Source organism: Gemmobacter nectariphilus DSM 15620 (assembly GCF_000429765.1).
In the GTDB taxonomy this organism is placed as follows: Bacteria; Pseudomonadota; Alphaproteobacteria; order Rhodobacterales; family Rhodobacteraceae; genus Wagnerdoeblera; species Wagnerdoeblera nectariphila.
Window position 1 is genome coordinate 293,230 of record NZ_AUCM01000004.1, and the last position, 22,457, is coordinate 315,686.

General features: G+C 66.2%; 22 protein-coding genes. 18 read left to right on the plus strand and 4 right to left on the minus strand.

From position 1 onward, the window contains the following. Positions 1-13: 13 nt before the first annotated feature. Entirely contained in the window at positions 14-415 is a 402-nt protein-coding gene (locus G481_RS0104480) for a hypothetical protein (RefSeq protein ID WP_028028951.1), read from the minus strand. Continuing rightward, a complete protein-coding gene (tldD, locus tag G481_RS0104485) occupies positions 412-1,833 on the minus strand; it encodes a metalloprotease TldD (protein WP_028028952.1) in 1,422 nt (473 codons plus the stop codon). Before tldD ends, G481_RS0104480 begins: the two co-directional genes overlap by 4 nt. Before the next feature lie 201 nt (positions 1,834-2,034). On the opposite strand from tldD, the gene coxB reads away from it, so the two are divergent. The 9 genes from coxB (at position 2,035) to G481_RS0104530 (ending at position 9,500) form a co-directional block, all read left to right on the plus strand. Next, positions 2,035-2,931 (plus strand): cytochrome c oxidase subunit II, encoded by an 897-nt coding sequence (gene coxB / locus G481_RS22830; protein WP_035025079.1) that lies wholly within the window; start codon positions 2,035-2,037, stop codon positions 2,929-2,931. 47 nt (positions 2,932-2,978) lie between these two features. Further along, on the plus strand, positions 2,979-3,923 hold the full coding sequence (cyoE, locus tag G481_RS0104495; protein WP_028028953.1) for a heme o synthase: 945 nt from the start codon (positions 2,979-2,981) through the stop codon (positions 3,921-3,923). A gap of 1 nt (position 3,924) precedes the next feature. Beyond that, positions 3,925-4,113, plus strand: a complete 189-nt coding sequence (locus tag G481_RS0104500) for a hypothetical protein (RefSeq protein WP_028028954.1) — start codon at positions 3,925-3,927, stop codon at positions 4,111-4,113. Beyond that, positions 4,110-4,682, plus strand: coding sequence for a cytochrome c oxidase assembly protein (locus G481_RS0104505; protein WP_028028955.1), 573 nt, complete (start codon positions 4,110-4,112; stop codon positions 4,680-4,682). Before G481_RS0104500 ends, G481_RS0104505 begins: the two co-directional genes overlap by 4 nt. Before the next feature lie 21 nt (positions 4,683-4,703). Further along, positions 4,704-5,504: a cytochrome c oxidase subunit 3 gene (locus G481_RS0104510; RefSeq protein WP_028028956.1), complete on the plus strand. Its 801-nt coding sequence runs from the start codon at positions 4,704-4,706 to the stop codon at positions 5,502-5,504. Between the two features lie 91 nt (positions 5,505-5,595). Continuing rightward, positions 5,596-6,258, plus strand: coding sequence for an SURF1 family protein (locus G481_RS0104515; protein ID WP_028028957.1), 663 nt, complete (start codon positions 5,596-5,598; stop codon positions 6,256-6,258). Positions 6,259-6,268: 10 nt separating this feature from the next. Next, positions 6,269-7,660, plus strand: coding sequence for a threonine synthase (thrC, locus tag G481_RS0104520; protein WP_028028958.1), 1,392 nt, complete (start codon positions 6,269-6,271; stop codon positions 7,658-7,660). Continuing rightward, positions 7,657-8,916, plus strand: coding sequence for a M16 family metallopeptidase (locus G481_RS0104525; protein ID WP_028028959.1), 1,260 nt, complete (start codon positions 7,657-7,659; stop codon positions 8,914-8,916). Before thrC ends, G481_RS0104525 begins: the two co-directional genes overlap by 4 nt. Then, entirely contained in the window at positions 8,916-9,500 is a 585-nt protein-coding gene (locus tag G481_RS0104530; RefSeq protein WP_028028960.1) for a GNAT family N-acetyltransferase, read from the plus strand. The genes G481_RS0104525 and G481_RS0104530 overlap by 1 nt, the downstream gene beginning before the upstream one ends. Positions 9,501-10,015: 515 nt before the next feature. Here the strand turns inward: G481_RS0104530 and G481_RS0104535 are convergent. Further along, the gene (locus G481_RS0104535; RefSeq protein ID WP_028028961.1) at positions 10,016-10,243 is read right to left on the minus strand and encodes a DUF1127 domain-containing protein; all 228 of its coding nucleotides are present in this window, start codon (positions 10,241-10,243) and stop codon (positions 10,016-10,018) included. Positions 10,244-10,521: 278 nt separating this feature from the next. On the opposite strand from G481_RS0104535, the gene G481_RS0104540 reads away from it, so the two are divergent. From G481_RS0104540 to ettA, 9 genes are all read left to right on the plus strand, one after another. After that, positions 10,522-11,589, plus strand: a complete 1,068-nt coding sequence (locus tag G481_RS0104540) for an Mrp/NBP35 family ATP-binding protein (RefSeq protein WP_028028962.1) — start codon at positions 10,522-10,524, stop codon at positions 11,587-11,589. Between the two features lie 747 nt (positions 11,590-12,336). Next, the gene (locus G481_RS22835) at positions 12,337-12,846 is read left to right on the plus strand and encodes a division/cell wall cluster transcriptional repressor MraZ (RefSeq protein WP_051294299.1); all 510 of its coding nucleotides are present in this window, start codon (positions 12,337-12,339) and stop codon (positions 12,844-12,846) included. A gap of 39 nt (positions 12,847-12,885) precedes the next feature. After that, positions 12,886-13,872: a 16S rRNA (cytosine(1402)-N(4))-methyltransferase RsmH gene (gene rsmH / locus G481_RS0104555; protein WP_028028963.1), complete on the plus strand. Its 987-nt coding sequence runs from the start codon at positions 12,886-12,888 to the stop codon at positions 13,870-13,872. A 3-nt stretch (positions 13,873-13,875) separates the two neighbouring features. Continuing rightward, entirely contained in the window at positions 13,876-14,232 is a 357-nt protein-coding gene (gene ftsL / locus G481_RS0104560; protein WP_028028964.1) for a cell division protein FtsL, read from the plus strand. Continuing rightward, positions 14,229-16,019, plus strand: coding sequence for a peptidoglycan D,D-transpeptidase FtsI family protein (locus G481_RS0104565; RefSeq protein ID WP_028028965.1), 1,791 nt, complete (start codon positions 14,229-14,231; stop codon positions 16,017-16,019). The genes ftsL and G481_RS0104565 overlap by 4 nt, the downstream gene beginning before the upstream one ends. A gap of 23 nt (positions 16,020-16,042) precedes the next feature. Further along, positions 16,043-17,524: a UDP-N-acetylmuramoyl-L-alanyl-D-glutamate--2,6-diaminopimelate ligase gene (locus G481_RS0104570; protein WP_028028966.1), complete on the plus strand. Its 1,482-nt coding sequence runs from the start codon at positions 16,043-16,045 to the stop codon at positions 17,522-17,524. Beyond that, positions 17,521-18,966 (plus strand): UDP-N-acetylmuramoyl-tripeptide--D-alanyl-D-alanine ligase, encoded by a 1,446-nt coding sequence (locus G481_RS0104575; protein WP_028028967.1) that lies wholly within the window; start codon positions 17,521-17,523, stop codon positions 18,964-18,966. The genes G481_RS0104570 and G481_RS0104575 overlap by 4 nt, the downstream gene beginning before the upstream one ends. Continuing rightward, complete coding sequence (gene mraY / locus G481_RS0104580; RefSeq protein WP_028028968.1) at positions 18,966-20,048, plus strand: phospho-N-acetylmuramoyl-pentapeptide-transferase; 1,083 nt, start codon at positions 18,966-18,968, stop codon at positions 20,046-20,048. Before G481_RS0104575 ends, mraY begins: the two co-directional genes overlap by 1 nt. Positions 20,049-20,354: 306 nt before the next feature. Beyond that, positions 20,355-22,010 carry an energy-dependent translational throttle protein EttA gene (gene ettA / locus G481_RS0104585; RefSeq protein WP_028028969.1) on the plus strand — a complete coding sequence of 552 codons (1,656 nt, stop codon included), beginning with the start codon at positions 20,355-20,357 and terminating at the stop codon, positions 22,008-22,010. 105 nt (positions 22,011-22,115) lie between these two features. On the opposite strand, the gene G481_RS0104590 is transcribed toward ettA, so the two are convergent. After that, complete coding sequence (locus G481_RS0104590; protein ID WP_154664523.1) at positions 22,116-22,436, minus strand: hypothetical protein; 321 nt, start codon at positions 22,434-22,436, stop codon at positions 22,116-22,118. Positions 22,437-22,457 lie beyond the last annotated feature (21 nt).

The following is a 22,457-nucleotide window of genomic DNA, read 5'->3' on the forward strand; positions in this document are numbered from 1 at the left end:
CCGCAAAGATTCTTCAGCGGGCGGCGCGTGTCAGCACGGCGCGGACGATCAGCAGGGTGATGACGCCGAAGACCGCCGTCATCACTTCGCTGGTGCCGCCAAGCGCCCAGGCGGCCAAGCCGCCGGCCACGGCCCCGATCAGCGCGGCGCTGCCGGGGCCGAACAGCCCGCGCCGGGCCGCGCCCACCGCCATGGGCAGCGCGATCAGCAGCCCGACCCAGGAAAACGCGGGGGCGAACAGCAGGAACAGCGCGGCGGCCATCGGCATCAGCGCCAGTTCTGGCACCAGCCTGCCCAGCCCCACCGCGACCAGCCATAGCAAAAGGCCAAAGGGCACGCTCCAGACCCAGCCGATCAACCCGGCCAGCAGCCAGGCCCCGGGGGCTGGGGCCGGACCGGACCGCCAGAGCGTCATGCCGCCGATCCGCCCACCGTCAGCCCGCCCAGCATCAGCGTCGGTTGGCCAAGGCCCACGGGCACCCATTGGCCGGCCTTGCCGCAATTGCCGATGCCCGGATCCAGTTGCAGATCGTTGCCGATGGCGCGGATCTGGCCCATGGCGTTCGGGCCATCGCCGATCAGCGTGGCGCCCTTCAGAGCCTCGCCCACGACGCCATTGCGCACGCGATAGGCCTCGGTGCAGTTGAAGACGAACTTGCCGTTGGTGATGTCCACCTGACCGCCGCCAAAGCCCACGGCATAGATCCCGTCCTTCAGGTCGGCCAGAATCGCCGCCGGATCGTCGGTGCCGGGCAGCATGAAGGTGGTGGTCATGCGCGGCATCGGGATATGGGCGTGGCTTTCGCGCCGCCCGTTGCCGGTGGACCCCGCCCCCATCAGGCGCCCGTTCTGGCGGTCCTGCATGTAGCCGACCAGAATGCCATCCTCGATCAGCACATTGCGGGCCGAAGGCGTGCCCTCGTCGTCGATGGTGATCGAGCCGCGGCGATCGGGGATCGTGCCATCATCCACCACCGTCACGCCGCGGGCTGCAACCTGCTGGCCCATGCGGCCCGAAAAGGCCGACACGCCCTTGCGGTTGAAATCGCCTTCAAGCCCATGGCCCACGGCCTCGTGCAGCAGAACGCCGGGCCAGCCGGGGCCGACCACAACCTCCATCGGGCCGGCGGGGGCCGCGACGGCGGTCAGGTTGACGCGGGCGATGCGCAGCGCCTCGCGCACGACGCCTTCCCAGTGCTCGCGCGCCATCAACCCATCAAGCGAGATGCGCCCGCCGCCGCCTGCGCTGCCGCTTTCGCGCCGGCCATCGTGATCGAGGATCACCGCGACATTAAGTCGCGCCATCGGGCGGATGTCGCGCAGGCGGATACCCTCGGGGCGCAGGATCTCGACCTCTTGCAACGAGGCCGCAAGGCTGGCCGTCACCTGCACGACCCGCGGGTCAAGGTCGCGGGCAAAGGCGTCGATCTCGCGCAGCGTGTCGAGCCGCAGGGCAAAGCTGGACCCCGCCAGCGGGTCGGTTGCCGCATAGAGATGCCGATTGGTGCCGGGGGGCGGGGGGGCCATCACACCGCCGCCATCCCCGACCGCAAGGCGCGCGGTTTCGGCCGCCCGCCGCAGCGCTGACAAGGAGATATCGGTGGAATGGGCATATCCCGCGACCTCGCCGTTCACGGCGCGCAGGCCAAAGCCCTCGGTCGCGTCATAGCTGGCCTGGCGGATGCGGCCATCGTCCAGAACCAGCGATTCCGATCGCCGGCGCTCCAGGAACAGCTCGCCATCTTCGGCGCCGTCCAGCGCCCCGCGCAGGACGCTCAGCGCCTCGACCTCGTCCAGCCGGGTCTCGAAGGGGCGGAAACTGTCGTCGGCCATGGGGCACCTTTCTGCGTTGCAGCACGTCTTTGATCCAGATCAAGCGGGCGATATTGTCGCACGTTTCGCTTGTCCGTCCGCGCACAATATGGTTTCACCACAGGCAGGAACAACGGGATTCTGCCGCTTATCGTGGCAGGGGGCCGAATACAGGCGGCGGTCAACGCCGCGCCACGAACGGGAACCGCACGGGATACAGACATGCGCTTTGCCACCTCTCTTTCGGCCAGCCTGACCGCGGCAGCTGCCGCGCTTGCCGCCACTGCCGCCACCGCGCAGGAAAAACTGCCGCTGATCGGCCGCCCGACGCAAGGGGCAATGGGCTTTCAGCCGGCCTCGACCGAGCTGGCGCATGATCTGCAATGGCTGGATCACTTCATCCTTTATATCATCACCGCCATCGTGATCTTCGTCACGCTGCTGATCCTTGCGGTGATCGTGCGTCACAACCGGCGCGCCAATCCCAACCCCTCGACCTTCACGCACAACTCGCCGCTGGAAGTCGCCTGGACCGTGATCCCGATCATCATCCTGATCGTGATCGGGGCCTTCTCGCTGCCGGTGCTGTTCAAGCAGCAGGAAATCCCGACCGCCGACATCACCATCAAGGCGACCGGCAAGCAGTGGTACTGGACCTATGAATATCCGGACCAGGAGTTCGAGTTCGACAGCTACATGATCGGCTCGCCCGCGACCGGTGGCGACAACCGCCTGACCCCCGAGGTCGAGGCGCAGCTGGTCGAGGCCGGCTACAGCAAGGAGGAATTCCTGCTGGCCACCGATACCGCCATGGTCGTGCCGGTCGGCAAGACCATCGTGGTGCAGGTCACGGCAGCCGACGTGATCCATTCCTGGGCCATGCCCGCCTTTGGCGTGAAGCAAGATGGCGTTCCGGGTCGCCTGGCCCAGCTGTGGTTCAAGGCCGACAAGGAAGGCATCTACTTCGGTCAGTGCTCGGAGCTGTGCGGCATCGCCCATGCCTACATGCCGATCACCGTCAAGGTCGTGTCGGAAGCCGCCTATGAGGAATGGCTGAAAGGCGCGATCGCCGAATATGCCGGCACCCCGCTTCCGGTGAAGGTGGCTGCGGCCGACTGACGACAAGGCAGGGCCGCGGCTGACGCGGCCCCACCGAAGGACTGGACATGACCGACATCAACGCCTCTGACATTTCTGGTTCCGCCCCGAACGAGGCGGGCTTTGGCGACTATGTCGCCCTGCTGAAGCCGCGGGTCATGTCGCTGGTGGTGTTCACCGCCTTTGTCGGTCTGGTTGTCGCCCCGGTGCCGATGCACCCGTTCGTGGCAGCGACCTGCATCCTGTTCATCGCGCTTGGCGGCGGTGCCTCGGGCGCGCTGAACATGTGGTATGATGCCGACATTGACCGCATCATGAAGCGCACCGCGAACCGCCCGGTTCCGTCCGGCCGCGTGACCGAGGGCGAGGCGCTGGCCGTGGGTCTTGCGCTGTCGGGCTTTTCGGTGGTCATGCTGGGGCTGGCGTCGAACTGGTTCGCCGCGCTGTTCCTGGCCTTTACCATCTTCTTCTATGCCGTGGTCTATACCGTCTGGCTGAAACGCTCGACGCCGCAGAACATCGTGATCGGTGGCGCGGCCGGGGCTTTCCCGCCCATGATCGGCTGGGCCTGTGCAACCGGCGGGATCAGCATCGAAAGCGTGATGATGTTCGCGCTGATCTTTGCCTGGACGCCGCCGCATTTCTGGGCGCTCGCGCTGTTCATGCGGTCGGACTATGACGATGCGGGCGTGCCGATGCTGACCGTGACCCATGGCCGCAAGGCGACGCGGGCGCATATCCTGGGCTATACCGTCGCGCTGGTGCCCGTGGCCGTCGGGGCTGCGCTGACCGGGATCGGCGGGCCGCTGACGCTGGCGGTGGCCGTGGTGCTGAACGTGTGGTTCCTGATCGGCGCCGCCCGGATCTGGCGCCGCAGCGAAGAGACCGCGATTGCCGATGGCTATGCGGTGGAAAAGCGCTTCTTCCGCTTCTCGCTGGCGTATCTATTCCTGCATTTCTCGGCCTTCCTGGCCGAGGCTGCCCTGAAATCCTATGGCCTGGGGGGCTGGTAACATGGCGTTCCGTCCTGATCACGAACTTCACCGCCGCCGCTTTGGCCGCAATGTCGGTCTTGGCGTGACGCTGCTGGCCTTCGTGATGATCGTCTTCGGCCTGACGGTCGTGAAGGTCACCAATGGCGATCCGATGCGCGCCTTCGATCATACGATCCGCCCGGAACTTGCCGAAAAGGCCCGCAAATGAGCCCGCGCCTCAAGACCGCAGGGCAACTTGCCGGCGTGGCCGTCGTGATGGCCTCGCTGTCCTTTGCGGCGGTGCCGTTCTATGACTGGTTCTGCCGCGTGACCGGCTTTGGCGGCACCACGGCCGAGGCGACGCAGGCGCCCGAGAAGATCCTCGAGCGCACGATGCACATCCGCTTCGATGCCTCGCTCGAGGCCGGGATGCCCTGGCACTTCAAACCGGCGCAGCGCTCGATGACCGTGCGCATCGGCGAGGTGGGGCTGGCCTTCTACGAGGCGTATAACCCGACCGATCGCGTGATCGCCGGGACCGCCAGCTACAATGTCACCCCCGATCAGGCGGGCGGCTATTTCACCAAGATCGACTGCTTCTGCTTTACCCAGCAGGTGCTGCAACCGGGCGAGCGGGTGATGATGCCCGTCACCTTCTTTGTCGACCCGGAAATCGTGAACGACCGCGAGGCCAAATACCTGCGCGAGATCACGCTGTCCTATACTTTCCATACCACAGACCTGCCCGAGGAACATGCGGCCACAGAACCGCAGACCCCGGCGCCGGTGGCCAACTGACGCAAACGAGGGAACCGCGCAATGGCTCATGCAAAGAACCATGACTTCCATATCCTGAAGCCTTCGAGCCTGCCCTTCATCGCGGCCATCGGCGCCTTCGTGATGCTGTTCGGCGCCGTGCTGTGGATGCACAGCAAAGGGCCGTGGATGTTCGCCATCGGCCTGCTCGCCGTTCTGTACACCATGTTCGCCTGGTGGTCGGAAATGGTGAAAGAGGCCGAAGAGGGCGATCACACCCCCGTGGTGCGCATCGGCCTGCGCTATGGCTTCATCCTGTTCATCATGTCCGAGGTGATGTTCTTCGCGGCATGGTTCTGGAGCTTCTTCAAGCACGCCCTGTATCCGATGGGGCCGATGTCGCCGATCAAAGATGGCGTCTGGCCGCCGGCGGGGATCGAAACCTTCGACCCCTGGCACCTGCCGCTGATCAACACGCTGATCCTGCTGTGCTCGGGCGCGGCCTGCACCTGGGCGCACCACGCGCTGGCGCATGACAACAACCGCAAGGACATGATCAATGGCCTCGCGCTGGCGGTCGTGCTGGGTGTGTTCTTCACCATCCTGCAGGCTTATGAATACAGCCACGCGGCCTTTGGCTTTGCGGGCAACATCTATGGCGCCAACTTCTTCATGGCGACCGGGTTCCATGGCTTCCACGTCTTCGTGGGTACCATCTTCCTGCTGGTCTGCATGATCCGCGCCATGAAGGGCCAGTTCACCCAGGAACAGCATGTCGGCTTCGAAGCCGCCGCCTGGTACTGGCACTTCGTCGATGTGGTCTGGCTGTTCCTGTTCGCTGCCGTCTATGTCTGGGGCCAGTAAGGGCCAACTGGGGCTTGCCCCCGCCGCATGACAGAGTCACAAGACGCGGGCCGCAAGGCCCGCGTTGCCGTTTGCAAGGGACCGCCTACCGATGTTCCGCCGCCTGATCTTTCCGCTTCTTCTCGGCCTTGTGGGCTGTGGCATCCTGATCGGGCTGGGGACGTGGCAGGTGCAGCGCCTGAGCTGGAAGCAGGGCATTCTGGCCGACATCGAGGCGCGGATCGCCGCCGCCCCGGTGCCGTTGCCGCCCGAAGGGGCGGGCACCGCCTATCAGCCCGTCACCGCGACGGGCGAGCTGTCGGGCAACCGGCTGCGCGTGCTGGTCAGCCGCAAGCAGGTCGGTCCGGGCTATCGCATCGTCTCGGTGCTGGATACCGATGACGGGCGGCGCGTGCTGGTCGATCTGGGCTTCATCGCCGAAGGCGCCCCGGTGCCCGAGGTCACGGGCCATGTCACGGTCACCGGCAACCTGCACACCCCCGAGGAAACCGACGGTTTCACCCCCGCGCCCGATCTGACGCGCAACCTGTGGTTTGCGCGCGACGTGGCGCAGATGTCCGTGGTGCTGGGGACCGAAGAAACCCTGATCGTTGCCCGCGAGCCGGTCATCGCGGGGATCGACCCGATGCCGGTCGATACCGCCGGCATTCCGAACGATCACCTGCACTATGCAATCACCTGGTTCCTGCTGGCCATCGTCTGGGCGGGGATGACAGGGCTTTTGATCTGGCGTATGCGCCGTTCCGCTGCTTGAGGAGCATCCGATGAAATACGTTTCCACCCGCGGCGCGGCGCCCGAGCTGACCTTTGGCGAGGCCATGATGACCGGCCTTGCACGCGATGGGGGCCTCTATCTGCCGGCCAGCATTCCGGTGCTCGGCGCAGACGACATCGCCGCCATGGCAGGGCTGACCTATGAGGAGGTGGCCTTTCGTGTCATGCGCCCCTTCATTGGCGATACCTTCACCGACGATGAATTCAAGGGCCTGATCGCCAAGGCCTATGCCGGTTTCGGCCACATTGCCCGCGCGCCGATCAAGCAGCTGGCGCCGAACCATTTCCTTCTGGAGCTGTTCCACGGGCCGACGCTGGCTTTCAAGGACTTTGCCATGCAGCTCATCGGTCAGATGATGCAGGCGGCGCTGGCGAAATCGGGCAAGCGCATCACCATCGTGGGCGCCACCAGCGGCGATACCGGATCTGCGGCGATCGAGGCCTTCCGCGGCCTGTCGAACGTCGATGTCTTCATCCTGTTCCCGCATGGCCGGGTGTCCGAGGTGCAGCGGCGCCAGATGACGACGCCATCTGAATCCAATGTCCACGCGCTGGCGCTGGATGGCGATTTCGATGATTGCCAGGCCCGGCTCAAGGACATGTTCAACCACTTCGAGTTCCGCGATTCGGTGGGGCTGGCCGGGGTCAACAGCATCAACTGGGCGCGGGTTCTGGCGCAGGTGGTCTATTACTTCACCGCCGCCGTCAGCCTGGGCGCGCCGCACCGCAAGGTCAGCTTTGCCGTGCCGACCGGGAATTTCGGCGACATCTTTGCAGGTTTCATCGCGCAGAAGATGGGCCTGCCGATCGAGAAACTGGTGATCGCCACCAACCAGAACGACATTCTGGACCGCGCGCTGCGCAGCGGGGATTATGCGACGAACGGGGTCAAGCCCTCGATCTCGCCGTCGATGGACATTCAGGTCTCGTCCAATTTCGAACGCGCGCTGTTCGAGGCGCTGGGGCGCGACGGGGCGACGGTGGCCAAGCTGATGGACGATCTGAAGACGACCGGCAATTTCCGCATCCCGCAAGGCGCGCTGGAGGATTTGCGCGCGACCTTCGCCTCGGGCCGCTGCTCTGAAGAAGAGACGCAGGCGACCATTGCCCGGGTGCTGGCCCAATCGGCCGAGCTGATCTGCCCGCATTCCGCCGTGGGCGTGCATGTGGCCGAGGATCATCTGGGCACGGTTCCGATGATCACGCTGGCCACCGCGCATCCGGCGAAATTCCCTGATGCGGTGGAACAGGCAACTGGCCTGCGGCCGGGCCTGCCGCCCCGCATGGCCGATCTGTTCGACCGCGAGGAACGGGTGACCCGGGTGCCGAACGATCTGGCCGCGCTCGAATCGTTGATCCTGGAACGGACGGGCCGCGCATGATCCGCGTCGAGACGCTGCCGAACGGGTTGCGCATTGCCACCGATCCGATGCCGCGGCTGGAAACCGCCGCCATCGGGCTTTGGGTCAACGTTGGCGCCCGGCACGAGGCCGAGGCGGAAAACGGCATCGCGCATTTCCTTGAACACATGGCCTTCAAGGGCACCGCGCGGCGCAGCGCCTTGCAGATCGCATCCGAGATCGAAGACGTGGGCGGCTATCTCAACGCCTATACGTCGAACGAAAGCACCGCCTATTATTCGCGGGTGCTGAAGGCCGATGTGCCGCTGGCGCTGGACGTGATCGCCGATATCGTGATGAACCCCGCCTTCGAGCCGCGCGAGATCGAGGTTGAGCGGGGGGTGATCTTGCAAGAAATCGGGCAGATGCTGGATACGCCCGACGACGTGATCTTTGAATGGCTGCAAGAGGCGGCTTTCCCGGGGCAACCGATGGGGCGGTCGATCCTTGGCACCTCGGACAGGGTCTCGGGATTTGACGCCGCTGATCTGCGCCGCTTTGTCGGGCGGCATTACCAGCCGGCGCAGATGATCCTGGCTGCGGCCGGGGCGGTCGATCACGATGCCATCGTGACCCAGGCGCGCGCGCTGTTCGGCGGGCTGGCGACGCAAGAGGTCAGCCGCTTTGAACCCGCCCGCTTTGCCACCGGAGAGCGCCGCGCGATCGAGGATCTGGAACAGGTCCACCTTGCGCTGGCGTTCCGGGCCGAAGGCTGGCATTCGCCCGATCTGCACGTCGCCCATACCTATGCCGGCATCATGGGCGGCGGCATGTCGAGCCGCCTGTTCCAGAAGCTGCGCGAGGAACATGGCATGTGCTATACGGTCGATGCCCAGTCCAGCGCGCATGAGGATGTCGGCCTGATCACCGTGTATGCCGGCACCGGCGAGGATCAGGTCGGCGATCTGTGCCGCATGACCATGGACGAGCTGAAACGCTCGGCCGAGGACATGACCGAGACCGAGGTGGCCCGCGCCCGCGCACAGCGCCGCGCCGGTCTGCTGATGGGGCTGGAAGGGCCGTTTGCCCGCACCCAGCACATGGCGCGCATGTTGGCGCTGTTCGGCCGCATCCCCGACATGGCCGAAATGGTCGCCGATATCGACGCGGTGACGCTGGATCGGGTCAAGGGCTATGCGGCACGCATGGTCAGCGATGCCCAGATGGCGATGGCCGTCTATGGTCCGGCCGAGGGCGCGCCCGAGGCTGGTGCCTTGCGCGAACGTCTGGTTGCCTGATGCTGGGGCTGCGGCGCCGAACGGTGATCGAGACGCCGCGCCTGACGCTGCGTCTGCCGCAGCATTCCGATTACCGTGCCTGGGCCGGCCTGCGCGAGGCCTCGGCCGCCTTCCTGACACCATGGGAGCCGGCCTGGTCCCCCGATCACCTGAGCCGCCGGGCCTTTACCGGCCGGGTGGCTTGGGCCGCCCGGGTCGAGGCTGATGGCTCGGCCCTGCCGCTGTTCCTGATCCGGCGGGCGGATCGGGCGCTGATCGGGGCGATCACGCTGGATCATATCCGCCGTGGCCCGGCGCAGGCGGGCACGATCGGCTACTGGATCGGTCAGCCCTATGCCCGCAACGGCTATATGCGCGAGGCGATCGAGGGGCTGTGCCACCACGCCTTTGGCCAGCTGGATCTGAGCCGGATCGAAGCGGCCTGCCTGCCTGAAAATGCCGCAAGCCGCGGGGCGCTGGAGAAATGCGGCTTCAAATATGAGGGCGTCGCCCAAGCCTATCTGCAGATTGGCGGGCGCTGGCGCAACCATGTGCTTTATGCGCTGTTGCGCCATGACCGGCGCGGGCGCACCGAGGCCGGCTGACCCGTTTATGTGCTGTCGCATGGGGGGCGCTGCCCCCCACCCGGTGCGTGCCGCACCGGCCCCCCGGGATATTTGCAGACAGATGAACCAGGCGGCAGCCTGTCTTTTCGCATGCCTGAAAACAAAAAGGCGGCAGTCCCAGGGAGGAGGAGGGGACTGCCGCCGACAACGATTGGCCCAGGGAGGAGGAGAGGGCCTTTCGCAACTGTTGGGCGCCAGGGCGCCGGGAATGGCGCGGCGACCCCAGGGAGGAGGAGGGGGCCGCCGCTGGTAACGCAGGCCCAGGGAGGAGGAGGGGCCCGTCGTATACCTTGGGGCGCCTTGGCACCCCGAAACTTGTGGCGGCGACCCCAGGGAGGAGGAGGGGGTCACCGCCGATGACGATAGGCCCAGGGAGGAGGAGGGGCCCGTCGCATTTCCTGGGCCATCTGGCCCGGTATTGATGCGGCGATCCGAGGGAGGATAGATCGCCGCCGTGCCGTTGCCCCGGGAGGAGGTGGGGCTTCGGCGCTAACTCATTTCACCGACTTGCCGTAGGCGGCTTCCAGCGCCACGCGGGTGATCATCGACCGGCTGATGCCCAGGTCAGCCAGTTCGCGGCCGGTCAGGCCATGAAGTTCGGCCAGGGTCTGCTTGTAGACCCGATGGCGGGCCAGAGCTTCGCGGAAGCTGGCGATCAGGCCCTTGCCCGCGAAACCGCTTGCGGCTTTCACATGATGGGCGGAGGTAGATGCGTATGCCATGTCAGTCGTCCGGTTCGTTTCATCTGGGAAGCGGCGTCTGTGCCGTTCCTGTTGAAGACAATCTGGGGCAAATGCTGCGACTGCACAATCCCATAGGTCAACATTGCTGCCTTGCAGCATTTGCATGGCTGCCCTTGGGTCACATGAGGTCGACCGATGGGCATATGGCGTAAAATCCAAGCATTTGACGAACATGCCTTGCTCTTGATCGACTTCAGGACGACCTTTGCGCGGGAAAACCCGGCGAAAATCGTCAGCGATGCAATCGGAGGTTGTGAATGTCAGTCGTGCGTGAAGATGTGTTGCGGGTGCTGTCAAGTGTCGCCCTGCCTGGTGGGGGCAATCTTGTCTCGCGCGATCTGGTCCGGGCGCTGACCATTTCCGGCTCAGAGATTCGTTTTGTGCTTGAAGTATCCGGCCCCGAGGAAGCCCGCGCCCTGGCCCCCGTGCAGGCCGAGGCCGAGGCGCGGCTGCGCGCCATGCCGGGCGTTACGCAAGTGTCGGTGGTGATGACCGCGCCGACCGCGACCAAGGCCCCGCCCAGCCTGAAGATCGGTGGCCATCCGACGCCGCAGCCCGCGGGGCCGCAGCCGGTGCCGGGCGTTGCGCGCATTCTGGCGGTTGGCTCGGGCAAGGGGGGCGTCGGGAAATCGACCGTCTCGTCGAACCTTGCGGTGGCCCTGGCGCGGCAAGGGCGGCGGGTCGGGCTGCTGGATGCCGACATCTATGGCCCCAGCCAGCCGCGCATGATGGGGGTGAACCAGCGCCCGGCCAGCCCGGATGGCAAGACGATCATCCCGCTCAAGGCCCATGGGGTGACCTTGATGTCCATCGGGCTGATGCTGAAGGAAGGTGATGCCGTGGTCTGGCGCGGCCCGATGCTGATGGGCGCCTTGCAGCAGATGCTGGGGCAGGTGGCCTGGGGCGATCTGGATGTGCTGATCGTCGATCTGCCGCCGGGCACGGGCGATGTGCAGCTGACGCTGTGCCAGCGCTATCCGGTGACGGGGGCGGTGGTGGTGTCGACCCCGCAGGATGTGGCGCTGCTGGATGCGCGCAAGGCGCTGAAGATGTTCGAAATGCTCAAGACGCCGGTTCTGGGCCTGATCGAGAACATGTCGATGTATGTCTGCCCCAACTGCGGGCACGAGGCGCATATCTTCGGCCATGGCGGCGTGGCGGCCGAAGCCGCGGCGATGGGCCTGCCTTTCCTGGGCGAGATCCCGATCAGCCTGGACGTGCGCCTTGCGGGCGATGCCGGAACGCCGGTTGCGGCTGGCGATGGCCCGATCGCCGAGGCCTATGCCCGCATCGCCGCCCGTCTGGTGGCCGAAGGCGTCGCCTGAGCGGGACGATATGGAACCGCCATGCGGTCCCCACCGGGACCGCATGGACCTTGCGGATCGGTCCGGCCGGGACGGCATGGAACCGACCCGCCAGGGCGACTGGGACTTCATGGAATCCGGGCGGGATTTTCCGGCCCAAGACGGGCTCTGGATGGAACCTGCCCCCATGCATCCGAATCAAGCGGATGTGTTTGGCGGTGATTCGGACGTTCCTTGACTGTATGTTCTTGATTTGATCCAGTATCCGCAGCGTGTGACGCGACGGCCGGCATCACCGGCGGAGCCGCCCGGAACTTTGTGGAACTTTTTTGCAGGGCAGGTGTTGGTCTATATATAGTGGATACCCTGGGTGTCATTCGCTAGGAATCTGACTTTTCGGGTGGGCGGACGCCTCGGTTGGGCCCAGGTTGTCCCATAGGATTCCATGCAGGTCCAAAAAAGTCCTTGTCGGACCCGAAGCCTCGTGGCAATCATTGTCTAACCGGAAACGGGGAGCAGTGAAGACAAGGGGCGACAAAAACAGACCCCGAACCTTGAGGCAGGTTTCACAGGCTCTCCCCCGGACAAAAACAAAAGACGGACCAGAATCCGGCCAAGCGTGCGAGCAGACACCCCCCCAGGTAGCAGCTCGGCCGGTCAACCCGGAAACGGGACAGAGGGCGGCGGATCGGGCAGTGGCAGCAGCCCGATCCGCCGTTGTCATTCAAGCCCCCCGAAACGGGGCCAGAGGGACGAAAGGGCGCAGGCGTGCACTTCTCGGGCACGATCACGCAGCGGGTTGACGGGAAGGGGCGCGTGTCCATCCCGGCTGATTTCCGCGCCGTGCTGGCCGAGGGCGACCCTGCCTATGATCCCGATACCAAGCGTTTGCGGATGCGCGTCGTCTATGGCGATCCCAGCCGGAAATGTCTGGAAATCTACACCATCAAGGCGTTCGACAAGATCCTGTCGCGGGTGGCCCAGCTGCCCGAAGGCTCGGACGAGCGCGAGATCCTCGAGCTGTTCCTGGTCTCGGGCTCCGAGGTGGTCGAGGTCGATGCCGACGGCCGCACGATCCTGGCGCAGCGTCTGCGCGACCACATGGGTCTGCCGCGCGACGGGGGCGAGGCGGTGTGCGCCGGGGCGCTCGATCTGTTCCGCATGTGGACGCCCGAGGAATTCGAGGCCGAGCGTCAGCGCAAGCTGGCCGCGGTCAAGGCGCGCATGGCAGGTGGCGGCAATATTCTCAAACTGCTGCCCCCCAACCCGGAGGGCTGACCCCTTGGGCAAGGCAATGACATGGCAGGGCAGGGCCGCATGAGCGAGCAGCCCCATATCCCCGTCCTTCTGGCCCCGATCCTGCGGCTGTGCGCCCCCATCCGGGGTGTCTGGCTGGATGGCACCTTTGGCGCCGGCGGCTATGCGCGCGGGCTGCTGGAGGCCGGCGCCGATGTGGTGATCGGGGTTGACCGCGACCCGACGGCGCTGGCGATGGCCGAAAGCTGGCGCGGCGCCTATGGCGAGCGGCTGCGGCTGGTCGAGGGCACCTTTTCCGAACTTGACCAGCATGCGGGCGCGCCGCTGGATGGTGTGGTGCTGGATCTGGGCGTGTCGTCCATGCAGCTGGACCAGCCCGAGCGCGGCTTTTCCTTCCTGCGCGACGGGCCGCTGGACATGCGGATGGGCGATACCGGCGACAGCGCCGCCGATCTGGTCAACGAGGCGGATGAAGGCGTTCTGGCCGACATCCTGTATCACTATGGCGAGGAACGCGCCTCGCGCCGGATCGCCCGGGCCATCGTTCAGGCGCGCGGCAAGGGCCGGATAGAGACCACCGGCCAGCTGGCCGAAATCGTCGCCGCCTGTCTGCCGCGCCCCAAGCCGGGGCAAAGCCATCCGGCGACCCGCAGCTTCCAGGCGCTGCGCATCGCGGTGAATTCGGAATTCGACCAGCTGGTCGAAGGGCTTGCCGCAGCCGAGCGGGCGTTGAAGCCTGGCGGGCTTTTGGCCGTGGTCAGCTTTCATTCGCTGGAAGACCGCATCGTCAAGCGCTTCTTCGCGGATCGCTCCGGGGATGCGGGGCATGGCAACCGCCATGGCCCGGGCATCGCGGCAACGCCCGCGCGGTTCGTCACGCTGACCCGCAAGCCTGTCGGTCCGGACGAGGATGAACTTGCCGCCAACCCGCGCGCGCGTTCGGCGCTGCTGCGCATCGGGCGGCGCACCGATGCGCCGGCCGGGCCGGTCGATCCGGCCGCCCTGGGCGCGCCGCGCCTGCCTGCCACCCGCCGCAAAGGACGATAGGCCATGCGCTCTGCAATCGTGATCCTGTCCTTCCTGTTCATGCTGGCCTCGGGCTTCTGGGCCTACCGCGAGAATTACGCCACCAAAGAGGCGCTGCGCGAAGCCTCGCGCCTTGGGTCCGAGATCAGCCGCCTGCAAGAGGCGATCACGGTCCAGCGCGCCGAATGGGCCTATCTGAACCGCCCCGACCGTCTGGCCGAACTGGCGGCGGCGAATTTCGACCGGCTGGGGCTGCTGCCGATGCTGCCCGAACAATTCGCCGAAACCCGCCAGTTGCCCGAACCCGCCCCGGCCGAGCTGACCGGCGGGCTGGACGGCGTTGCAAGTGTGTCCGCAGAAGACGAGGATCTGCTGCCATGAGCCCCCGCACCCCGCTGCGTCCGCTGGCCAGGATTCTTGATGCCCGCGCGCGGGGCGAGAATCCCGATGCCATCGAGGCCGAGAACATCCGCGACCGGCACGAGGCAATGCGCGACAAGTCGCGCGCGCGGGCGGAAAGCCGGCTTCTGCTGCTGGTCATGGGGTTCTGTGCGGCCTTTCTGACAATCGGCATCCGCATGGCCGCGCTGGCCGGCGCCGAACCCGAAGAGCCGCGCACCATCGCATCGGCCAGCCGCATTCAGGCGCAGCGCGCCGATATCGTCGATCGCAACGGCAATGTGCTGGCCACGAACCTTGTCACCCATGCGCTCTATTCGCATCCGCGCGACATGGTGGACCCGGCGCGCGCCGCGCGCGAGCTGGCACGGATTTTCCCCGACATGTCCGAGGAAAAGCTGCTGCGCCAGTTCACCGGCGGCTCGGCCTTCCTGTGGCTGCGCAAGAAGCTCAGCCCCGAACAGGTGCAGGCGGTCCATGACATCGGCGAGCCGGGCCTTTTGTTCGGCCCGCGCGAGATGCGGCTTTACCCCAACGGCAAGCTGGCCGCCCATCTTCTGGGCGGCGCCAGCTTTGGCGAGGAAGGCGTGCATTCGGCCGAGGTGATCGGTGTGGCCGGCATCGAGAAGGCCATGGACGAGCGGCTGCGCGACCCCGACCAGCTGGACAAGCCGTTGCAGCTGTCGATCGACCTGCCCGTTCAGGCCGCCATCGCCGAGGTGCTGCATTCGGGGATGAAGCTGCTGAACGCGCGCGGCGCGGCCTCGATCCTGATGGATGCCCAGACCGGCGAGGTGCTGGCCATGGTCAGCCTGCCCGATTTCGACCCCAACGACCGCCCGCCGCCACCCACCGAAGGGGATCCGGCCGACAGCCCGATCTTCAACCGCGCGCTGCAAGGGGTCTATGAGCTGGGCTCGGTGATGAAGATCTTCCCCGTGGCGCAGGCGCTGGAACTTGGGCTGGTCACGCCCGACACCATGGTGCCCTCGAACAGCCCGATGCAGCTGGGGCGCTTCAAGGTGCGCGACTACAAGAATTACGGCCCGCAGCTGTCGGTGACCGATGTGATCGTCAAATCCTCGAACGTCGGCACCGCGCGCGTGGTCTCGCAGATCGGGCCGGTGCGCCAGCAGGCATTCCTCAAGGAGCTGGGCCTGCTGGACCCCTCGCCGGTCGAGCTGATCGAGGCGCCGCGCGCCCGGCCCCTGCTGCCGCGCAAATGGTCCGACATCGCCTCGGCGACGATTTCCTATGGCCACGGCATGTCGACCAGCCCGATGCAGCTGGCGGCAGGCTATGCGGCCATGGTGAACGGCGGCTACAAGGTGACCCCCACCCTGATCAAGCGTGACAGCGCCCCCCCGCGCGGCGAGCCGGTGATCTCGGAACAGACCTCGGCCCAGGTGCGCACCATGCTGCGCAAGGTCGTGGAAAAGGGCACTGCCAAGATGGCCGAGGTGCCCGGCTATTACATTGGCGGCAAGACCGGCACCGCCGACAAGCAAAAACCCACGGGCGGCTACTGGAAGGACAAGGTGATGGCGAACTTCGCCGGTGCCTTCCCGATGAACGATCCGCGCTATGTCATCATCGTCTCGCTGGACGAGCCGGTCGAGACGTCGGGCACCGAGGCGCGGCGCACGGCCGGCTGGACCGCCGTGCCGGTAACGGCGGAAATCGTCCGGCGCATCGCCCCGCTGCTGGGTCTGCGTCCGGCAGAGGTTGAAGCCCATACCCCGACCAAGGTAACTACCGTGCGCAACTAGGGCGCAGTGCGCAGGGGGCGGAAATGGGTGTTTCGGGTCGAAGCCTTGCGGAACTTGGATTGTCGGCGCGGGGCGGGCGGGATGCGCGCATCACCGGCCTTGCGGTCGACAGCCGGCAGGTCAAGCCGGGTCATCTGTTCGCGGCCTTGCCTGGCAGCCGGGTGCATGGGGGCGAATTCATCCCCTATGCCCTGCGCATGGGGGCGGCGGCGATCCTGACCGATCCGGCAGGCGCGCGCATGGCCGCCGAGTCGCTGGCCACCAGCGATGCCGCACTGGTCGTCGCCGAAGACCCGCGCGAGGCGCTGGCCCTGGCCGCCGCGCTGTGGTTCGGCGCCCAGCCCGACATCATGGTCGCGGTCACCGGCACCAATGGCAAGACCTCGGTTGCGACCTTCACCCGCCAGATCTGGCAGGCGCTTGGCTTTCCGGCGATCAACATCGGCACCACCGGGGTCGAAGGCGACTGGGCTGCCGCCGCCGGCCAGACCACGCCCGAGCCGATCACCCTGCACCGGATGCTGGCCGAAGCTGCGGATGCCGGCATCACCCATGCCGCGATGGAAGCCTCGAGCCACGGGCTGGATCAGCGCCGGCTGGACGGCGTGCGCCTGACGGCGGCGGGGTTCACCAACCTCACGCAAGATCACCTCGACTACCATCATTCGATGGAGGAGTATTTCACCGCCAAGGCCGGGCTCTTCACCCGCCTTCTGCCCGAAGAGGCGGCGGCAGTCATCAATATCGACGATGCCTATGGCCAGAAGCTGTATGGTATCGCACAGGACCGGGGCTGCCCCGTCATGGCCACCGGCTATAGCCCCGACGCCGATCTGCGCATCCTGGCCCAGCGGTTCGATGCCACCGGGCAAGAGGTGCGCTTTGCCTGGCTGGACGAGCCGCGGCAGGTGCGGCTCAACCTGGTCGGCGGGTTTCAGGCGGCGAATGTGGCCGTTGCGGCGGGCCTTGCGATGGCCTCGGGCGCCGATCCCGAGGATGTGTTCGCCGTGCTGCCGCGCCTGACCACGGTGCGCGGGCGGATGCAGCTGGTTGCCACGCGCCAGAACGGGGCGGCGGTCTATGTCGATTACGCCCATACCCCCGATGCCGTGGCGACGGCGCTGCGCGCGCTGCGTCCGCATGTCATGGGGCGGATCATCGTCGTGATGGGCGCAGGCGGCGACCGCGATACGTCGAAACGCCCGCTGATGGGCGCGGCTGCGGCGGAAAACGCCGATCTGGTCATTGTCACCGACGACAACCCGCGCAGCGAGGATCCGGCCTTGATCCGCGCTGCCGTCATGCTGGGCTGCCCCGAGGCAACCGAGGTTGGCGACCGGGCCGAGGCGATCCTGCGCGGCGTCGATGCGCTGCTGCCGGGTGATGCGCTGCTGATCGCCGGCAAGGGCCACGAGACCGGACAGGAAATCGCCGGTCAGAAATACCCCTTTGACGATGCGGAACAGGCCAGCGTGGCCGTGGCCGCACTGGATGGCATGATATGACCCCGCTCTGGACCGCATCCGATGCTGCTGCCGCCACTGGCGGGCAGGCCCATGGTGACTGGGCCGTCACCGGCGTGTCGATCGACACGCGAACGCTGCAACCGGGCGATCTGTTCGTCGCGCTGCAAGCCGCGCGGGACGGGCACGATTTCGTTGCGCAGGCGCTGGCCAAGGGGGCAGGGGCCGCGCTGGTCTCGCGCATTCCCGACGGGGTGGCAAAGGATGCCCCGCTGCTGGTCGTGCCCGATGTGCTCGAGGGGCTGGGCGCGCTTGGCCGTGCGGCCCGCGCCCGGACCGCGGCCAGGGTGGTCGCGATCACCGGATCGGTCGGCAAGACCTCGACCAAGGAAATGCTGCGCGCCATGCTGGCCGGGCAGGGGCGTGTTCATGTGGCCGAAGCCAGCTACAACAACCATTGGGGCGTGCCGCTGACGCTGGCGCGGATGCCGGCCAATACCGACATCGCGGTGCTGGAAATCGGCATGAACCACCCGGGCGAGATCGAGCCGCTGTCCCGCATGGCCCGGCCCCATGTCGCGCTGATCACCACCGTGGCCCCCGCGCATCTTGAGGCCTTTGGCTCCCTCGACGGGATCGCCCACGAAAAGGCCTCGATCTGCGCCGGGCTGGAGCCAGGCGGCATCGCCGTTCTGCCTGCCGATCTGGAGGTGACGCCCATCCTGATCGCGGCGGCCGAGGCCGCAGGTGCCCGGATCGTGACCTTTGGCAGCGCCCGCTGCGACTGGCACCTGACCGAGACGCGCGTGGTGCATGACGTGACCGTGGCCACCGCCGCAACGCCGGTCGGGGCGATGCTGTTCAAGGTCGCCAGCCCGGGGCGGCACTTTGCCATGAACGCGCTGGGGGCGCTGGCGGCGGCTGTGGCGCTGGGCGTCGATCCGGCGATCGCTGCAGCCGATCTGGGCCGCTGGACCCCGCCGCAAGGCCGCGGCATGCGTGAGCGCATCGCGCTCGATCCGCTGGACGAGGACCTCTACTTCGAACTGATCGACGATGCGTTCAACGCCAATCCGGCGTCGGTTGCGGCCGGGCTTGATCTCTTCGTGCAATCCACGCCGCGCCATGGCATCGGCCGGATCGAAAAGGGCCGCCGCATCGCCATTCTGGGCGACATGCTGGAACTGGGCCCTGATGAAATCGCGCTGCACCGCGCCGTGGCCCATCACCCGGCCATGGCGGCCATCGACCTTGTGCATTGCGTCGGTCCCCGCTCGCGTGCCCTGTGGGAAGAGCTGCCGCTGGCCAAGCGCGGCGAATGGCACGAGGCGGCCCCCGCGCTGGTCGAACGCGTCGCGCATCTGGTCGATGCCGGCGATGTCGTGCTCGTGAAGGGGTCGAAATCCATCAAGGTCTCGACGGTGGTTGACGCGCTGCGCCGTCTGGGGCAGGGGCAGCGCACCCACGACGCGGAAGGTAGCTGATGCTGTACGGACTTACCCTGTTCTCCGAAGGGGGCGACCTCTTCAATCTGTTCCGCTACATCACCTTCCGGGCAGGCGGGGCGTTCTTTACCGCGCTGCTGTTCGGGTTCATCTTCGGGCGCCCGCTGATCAACTTCTTGCGCCGCAAGCAGAAAAAGGGCCAGCCGATCCGCGATGACGGCCCGGCCAGCCATTTTTCCAAGGCCGGTACGCCCACCATGGGGGGCTTGCTGATCCTGTCGGCGCTGATGGTGTCCACGCTGCTTTGGGCGCGGCTGGACAACCCTTATGTCTGGATCGTTCTGGGCGTGACGCTGGCCTTTGGCCTGATCGGCTTTGCCGACGATTATGCCAAGGTCACCAAGATGAACACCAAGGGCGTCTCGGGCCGCATCCGCTTTGGCATCGGGCTGGTCGTCTCGGCCATCGCCGCAGGTGCCGCCGCCTGGTTCCACCCCGAGGCCCTGTCGGGCCAGCTGGCCATGCCGGTGTTCAAAGATGCGCTGATCAACCTGGGCATCCTGTTCGTGCCCTTTGGCATGATCGTCATCGTGGGCGCGGCCAATGCGGTGAACCTGACCGACGGGCTGGACGGCCTTGCCATCATGCCGGTGATGATCGCGGCCGGCACGCTGGGGGCGATCGCCTATATCGTCGGCAATGCGGTGCTGACCGGCTATCTGGGCGTCCATTTCGTGCCCGGCACGGGCGAGCTCTTGATCTTCTGCTCGGCGCTGATCGGCGGGGGGCTTGGCTTCCTGTGGTATAACGCCCCGCCCGCGGCGGTGTTCATGGGCGACACCGGATCGCTGGCGCTTGGCGGCGCGCTGGGGGCGATCGCGGTTTGCACCAAGCATGAAATCGTGCTGGCCATCGTCGGCGGCCTGTTCGTGGTCGAGGCGCTGTCGGTCATCATCCAGGTGCTCTACTTCAAGCGCACGGGCAAGCGGGTGTTCCTGATGGCGCCGATCCACCACCACTTCGAGAAGAAGGGCTGGGGCGAGGCACAGATCGTCATCCGCTTCTGGATCATCTCGCTGATCCTGGCGCTGATCGGGCTGGCCACGCTGAAGGTGCGCTAGGGGGCGACACCCGGATGCATCGGCGCTTGTGTCCGGCCGCTGGAGGGGTTTCACACCCCTCCAGACCTCCCCGTGGGGTATTTTCGGAAAGGTGATGGCGAAAGCCGGGTTTGAAACGCCATCCGCGCCGCCTGGCGCCGAATGCCGATCCGTCCCAGGTGCGACCCTTCCGCATCATCTTGCCTCAAATACCCCCTTGCGCGACCGGGGCCAGGCGCACCGCCGCAGAAGGGCGCCCAAGCTGCGGCTTGAACGCCGCACCTCTCCCCTGTAGGACAGGCCAAACCCATTCAGCGGAGCGGCCCCATGGCGTCTTATCAGTATGTCTATCACATGGACGGCGTGTCCAAGACCTATGCCGGCGGCAAGAAGGTCTTTGAAAACATCCGTCTGAACTTTCTGCCTGGCGTGAAAATCGGTGTGGTCGGCGTCAACGGCGCCGGTAAGTCGACGCTGCTGCGCGTCATGGCCGGGCTCGACAAGGATTTCACCGGCGAGGCCTGGGCTGCCAAGGGCGCAACCGTCGGCTACCTGCCGCAAGAACCCCAGCTGGACCCCGCGCTGAACGTGCGCGGCAACGTCATGGAAGGCGTCAAGGCCAAGCAGGCCAAGCTGGACCGCTATAACGAGCTGGCGATGAACTACTCGGACGAGACCGCCGAGGAAATGGCCCGCCTGCAAGACGAGATCGACGCCGAGAACCTGTGGGATCTGGACAGCCAGGTCGATGTCGCGATGGAGGCCCTGCGCTGCCCGCCGGACGAGGCCGATGTCGAAACCCTGTCGGGGGGCGAGCGTCGCCGCGTTGCGCTGTGCAAGCTGCTGCTGGAAGCGCCCGACATGCTGCTGCTGGACGAGCCGACCAACCATCTGGACGCCGAAACCATCGCCTGGCTGCAAAAGCACCTGATCGAATACAAGGGCACGATCCTGATCGTGACCCACGACCGCTATTTCCTGGACGACATCACCGGCTGGATCCTCGAGCTCGACCGTGGCCGCGGCATTCCTTATGAGGGGAACTATTCCAGCTGGCTGGAGCAAAAGGCCAAGCGTCTTGCGCAAGAGGCGCGCGAGGACAAGTCGCGCCAGAAATCGCTGGAGCGCGAACTGGAATGGATCCGCGCGGGCGCCAAGGCGCGTCAGGCGAAATCCAAGGCCCGTATCCAGGCCTATGAGGAAAAGGCCAGCCAGTCCGAGCGCGAAAAGATCTCGACCGCGCAGATCATCATTCCGAACGGGCCCCGTCTGGGCGGCAAGGTGATCGAGATCGAAGGCCTGTCCAAGGCCTTTGGTGACAAGCTGCTGATCGAGAATCTGACCTTCTCGCTGCCGCCGGGTGGCATTGTCGGCGTGATCGGCCCGAACGGTGCCGGCAAATCGACCCTGTTCAAGATGCTGACCGGGGTCGAGGCGCCCGACGCCGGCACCGTCACCATCGGCGATACCGTCAAGCTGGCCTATGTCGATCAGTCGCGCGATGCGCTGGACCCGAACAAGACCGTGTGGGAGGAAATCTCGGACGGGCTCGAGGTGCTGGAGCTGGGCGATGCCACGATGAACAGCCGCGCCTATTGCGGGGCGTTCAACTTCAAGGGCGGCGATCAGCAGAAGAAGGTCGGCCTGCTGTCGGGCGGCGAGCGCAACCGCGTCCACATGGCCAAACTGCTGCGCCGGGGCGGCAACGTTCTGCTGCTGGACGAACCGACCAACGATCTGGATGTCGAAACGCTGCAGGCGCTGGAAGCCGCGCTGGAAGATTTCGCGGGCTGCGCGGTGATCATCAGCCACGACCGCTTCTTCCTGGACCGTCTGTGCACGCATATCCTGGCGTTCGAGGGTGATGCCCATGTCGAATGGTTCGAAGGCAACTTCGAAGCCTATGAACAGGACAAGATCCGCCGTCTGGGGCCGGATGCGGTGGAACCCAAGCGGGTGAAATACAAGAAGTTCTCGCGCTGATCTTCGGCGCTTTTGCGCCAGTCGACGTGTCGGGGCGGGACCGAAGGGGCCCGCCCCTTCTGTTTGGTTGCGCATGGCGTGGGAACGGCCGCGCGGGGGATGCGACTATTTCGCCAGCATCCGGATGCTCTCGGTGCAACTGCGCACGGCGGCTGTCACCTTGTCGTTTGCTGGCGGCTTGCGCAGATCGCCCCCGCGCGCTGCCAGCTTGCGCGCCGCGCAGGTGCAGGCCTCGGCCTTGAACTGGTCAAGCGTTCGCGTGGGCTTTCCGCCAAAGGCTTTCACGGCGGCGAACTGCGATTCGAGATAGATGTGGATCCCCGCCCGGATCGTATCCGCCTCGAAGCGGGTAAGGGTCAGAGTGCCGATGAAGACCTCGGACTGGCAGGCGTTGCTCCAGGCCTTGACGTATTGATCCCTGGTCAAGGGCTCTGCGGCGGCCGGGAG

Bases quoted from the DNA above. Each gene is read 5' to 3' on its own strand.
- cyoE (WP_028028953.1), top strand. From the start codon at position 2,979: ATGACCGACATCAACGCCTCTGACATTTCTGGTTCCGCCCCGAACGAG.
- mraY (WP_028028968.1), top strand. From the start codon at position 18,966: ATGCTGTACGGACTTACCCTGTTCTCCGAAGGGGGCGACCTCTTCAAT.
- G481_RS0104515 (WP_028028957.1), top strand. From the start codon at position 5,596: ATGTTCCGCCGCCTGATCTTTCCGCTTCTTCTCGGCCTTGTGGGCTGT.
- G481_RS0104480 (WP_028028951.1), bottom strand. From the start codon at position 415: ATGACGCTCTGGCGGTCCGGTCCGGCCCCAGCCCCCGGGGCCTGGCTG.
- ettA (WP_028028969.1), top strand. From the start codon at position 20,355: ATGGCGTCTTATCAGTATGTCTATCACATGGACGGCGTGTCCAAGACC.
- ftsL (WP_028028964.1), top strand. From the start codon at position 13,876: ATGCGCTCTGCAATCGTGATCCTGTCCTTCCTGTTCATGCTGGCCTCG.
- tldD (WP_028028952.1), bottom strand. From the start codon at position 1,833: ATGGCCGACGACAGTTTCCGCCCCTTCGAGACCCGGCTGGACGAGGTC.
- G481_RS0104535 (WP_028028961.1), bottom strand. From the start codon at position 10,243: ATGGCATACGCATCTACCTCCGCCCATCATGTGAAAGCCGCAAGCGGT.
- coxB (WP_035025079.1), top strand. From the start codon at position 2,035: ATGCGCTTTGCCACCTCTCTTTCGGCCAGCCTGACCGCGGCAGCTGCC.
- G481_RS0104570 (WP_028028966.1), top strand. From the start codon at position 16,043: ATGGGTGTTTCGGGTCGAAGCCTTGCGGAACTTGGATTGTCGGCGCGG.
- G481_RS0104575 (WP_028028967.1), top strand. From the start codon at position 17,521: ATGACCCCGCTCTGGACCGCATCCGATGCTGCTGCCGCCACTGGCGGG.
- G481_RS0104525 (WP_028028959.1), top strand. From the start codon at position 7,657: ATGATCCGCGTCGAGACGCTGCCGAACGGGTTGCGCATTGCCACCGAT.
- rsmH (WP_028028963.1), top strand. From the start codon at position 12,886: ATGAGCGAGCAGCCCCATATCCCCGTCCTTCTGGCCCCGATCCTGCGG.
- G481_RS0104565 (WP_028028965.1), top strand. From the start codon at position 14,229: ATGAGCCCCCGCACCCCGCTGCGTCCGCTGGCCAGGATTCTTGATGCC.
- G481_RS0104540 (WP_028028962.1), top strand. From the start codon at position 10,522: ATGTCAGTCGTGCGTGAAGATGTGTTGCGGGTGCTGTCAAGTGTCGCC.
- G481_RS0104510 (WP_028028956.1), top strand. From the start codon at position 4,704: ATGGCTCATGCAAAGAACCATGACTTCCATATCCTGAAGCCTTCGAGC.
- thrC (WP_028028958.1), top strand. From the start codon at position 6,269: ATGAAATACGTTTCCACCCGCGGCGCGGCGCCCGAGCTGACCTTTGGC.
- G481_RS0104505 (WP_028028955.1), top strand. From the start codon at position 4,110: ATGAGCCCGCGCCTCAAGACCGCAGGGCAACTTGCCGGCGTGGCCGTC.
- G481_RS0104500 (WP_028028954.1), top strand. From the start codon at position 3,925: ATGGCGTTCCGTCCTGATCACGAACTTCACCGCCGCCGCTTTGGCCGC.
- G481_RS0104530 (WP_028028960.1), top strand. From the start codon at position 8,916: ATGCTGGGGCTGCGGCGCCGAACGGTGATCGAGACGCCGCGCCTGACG.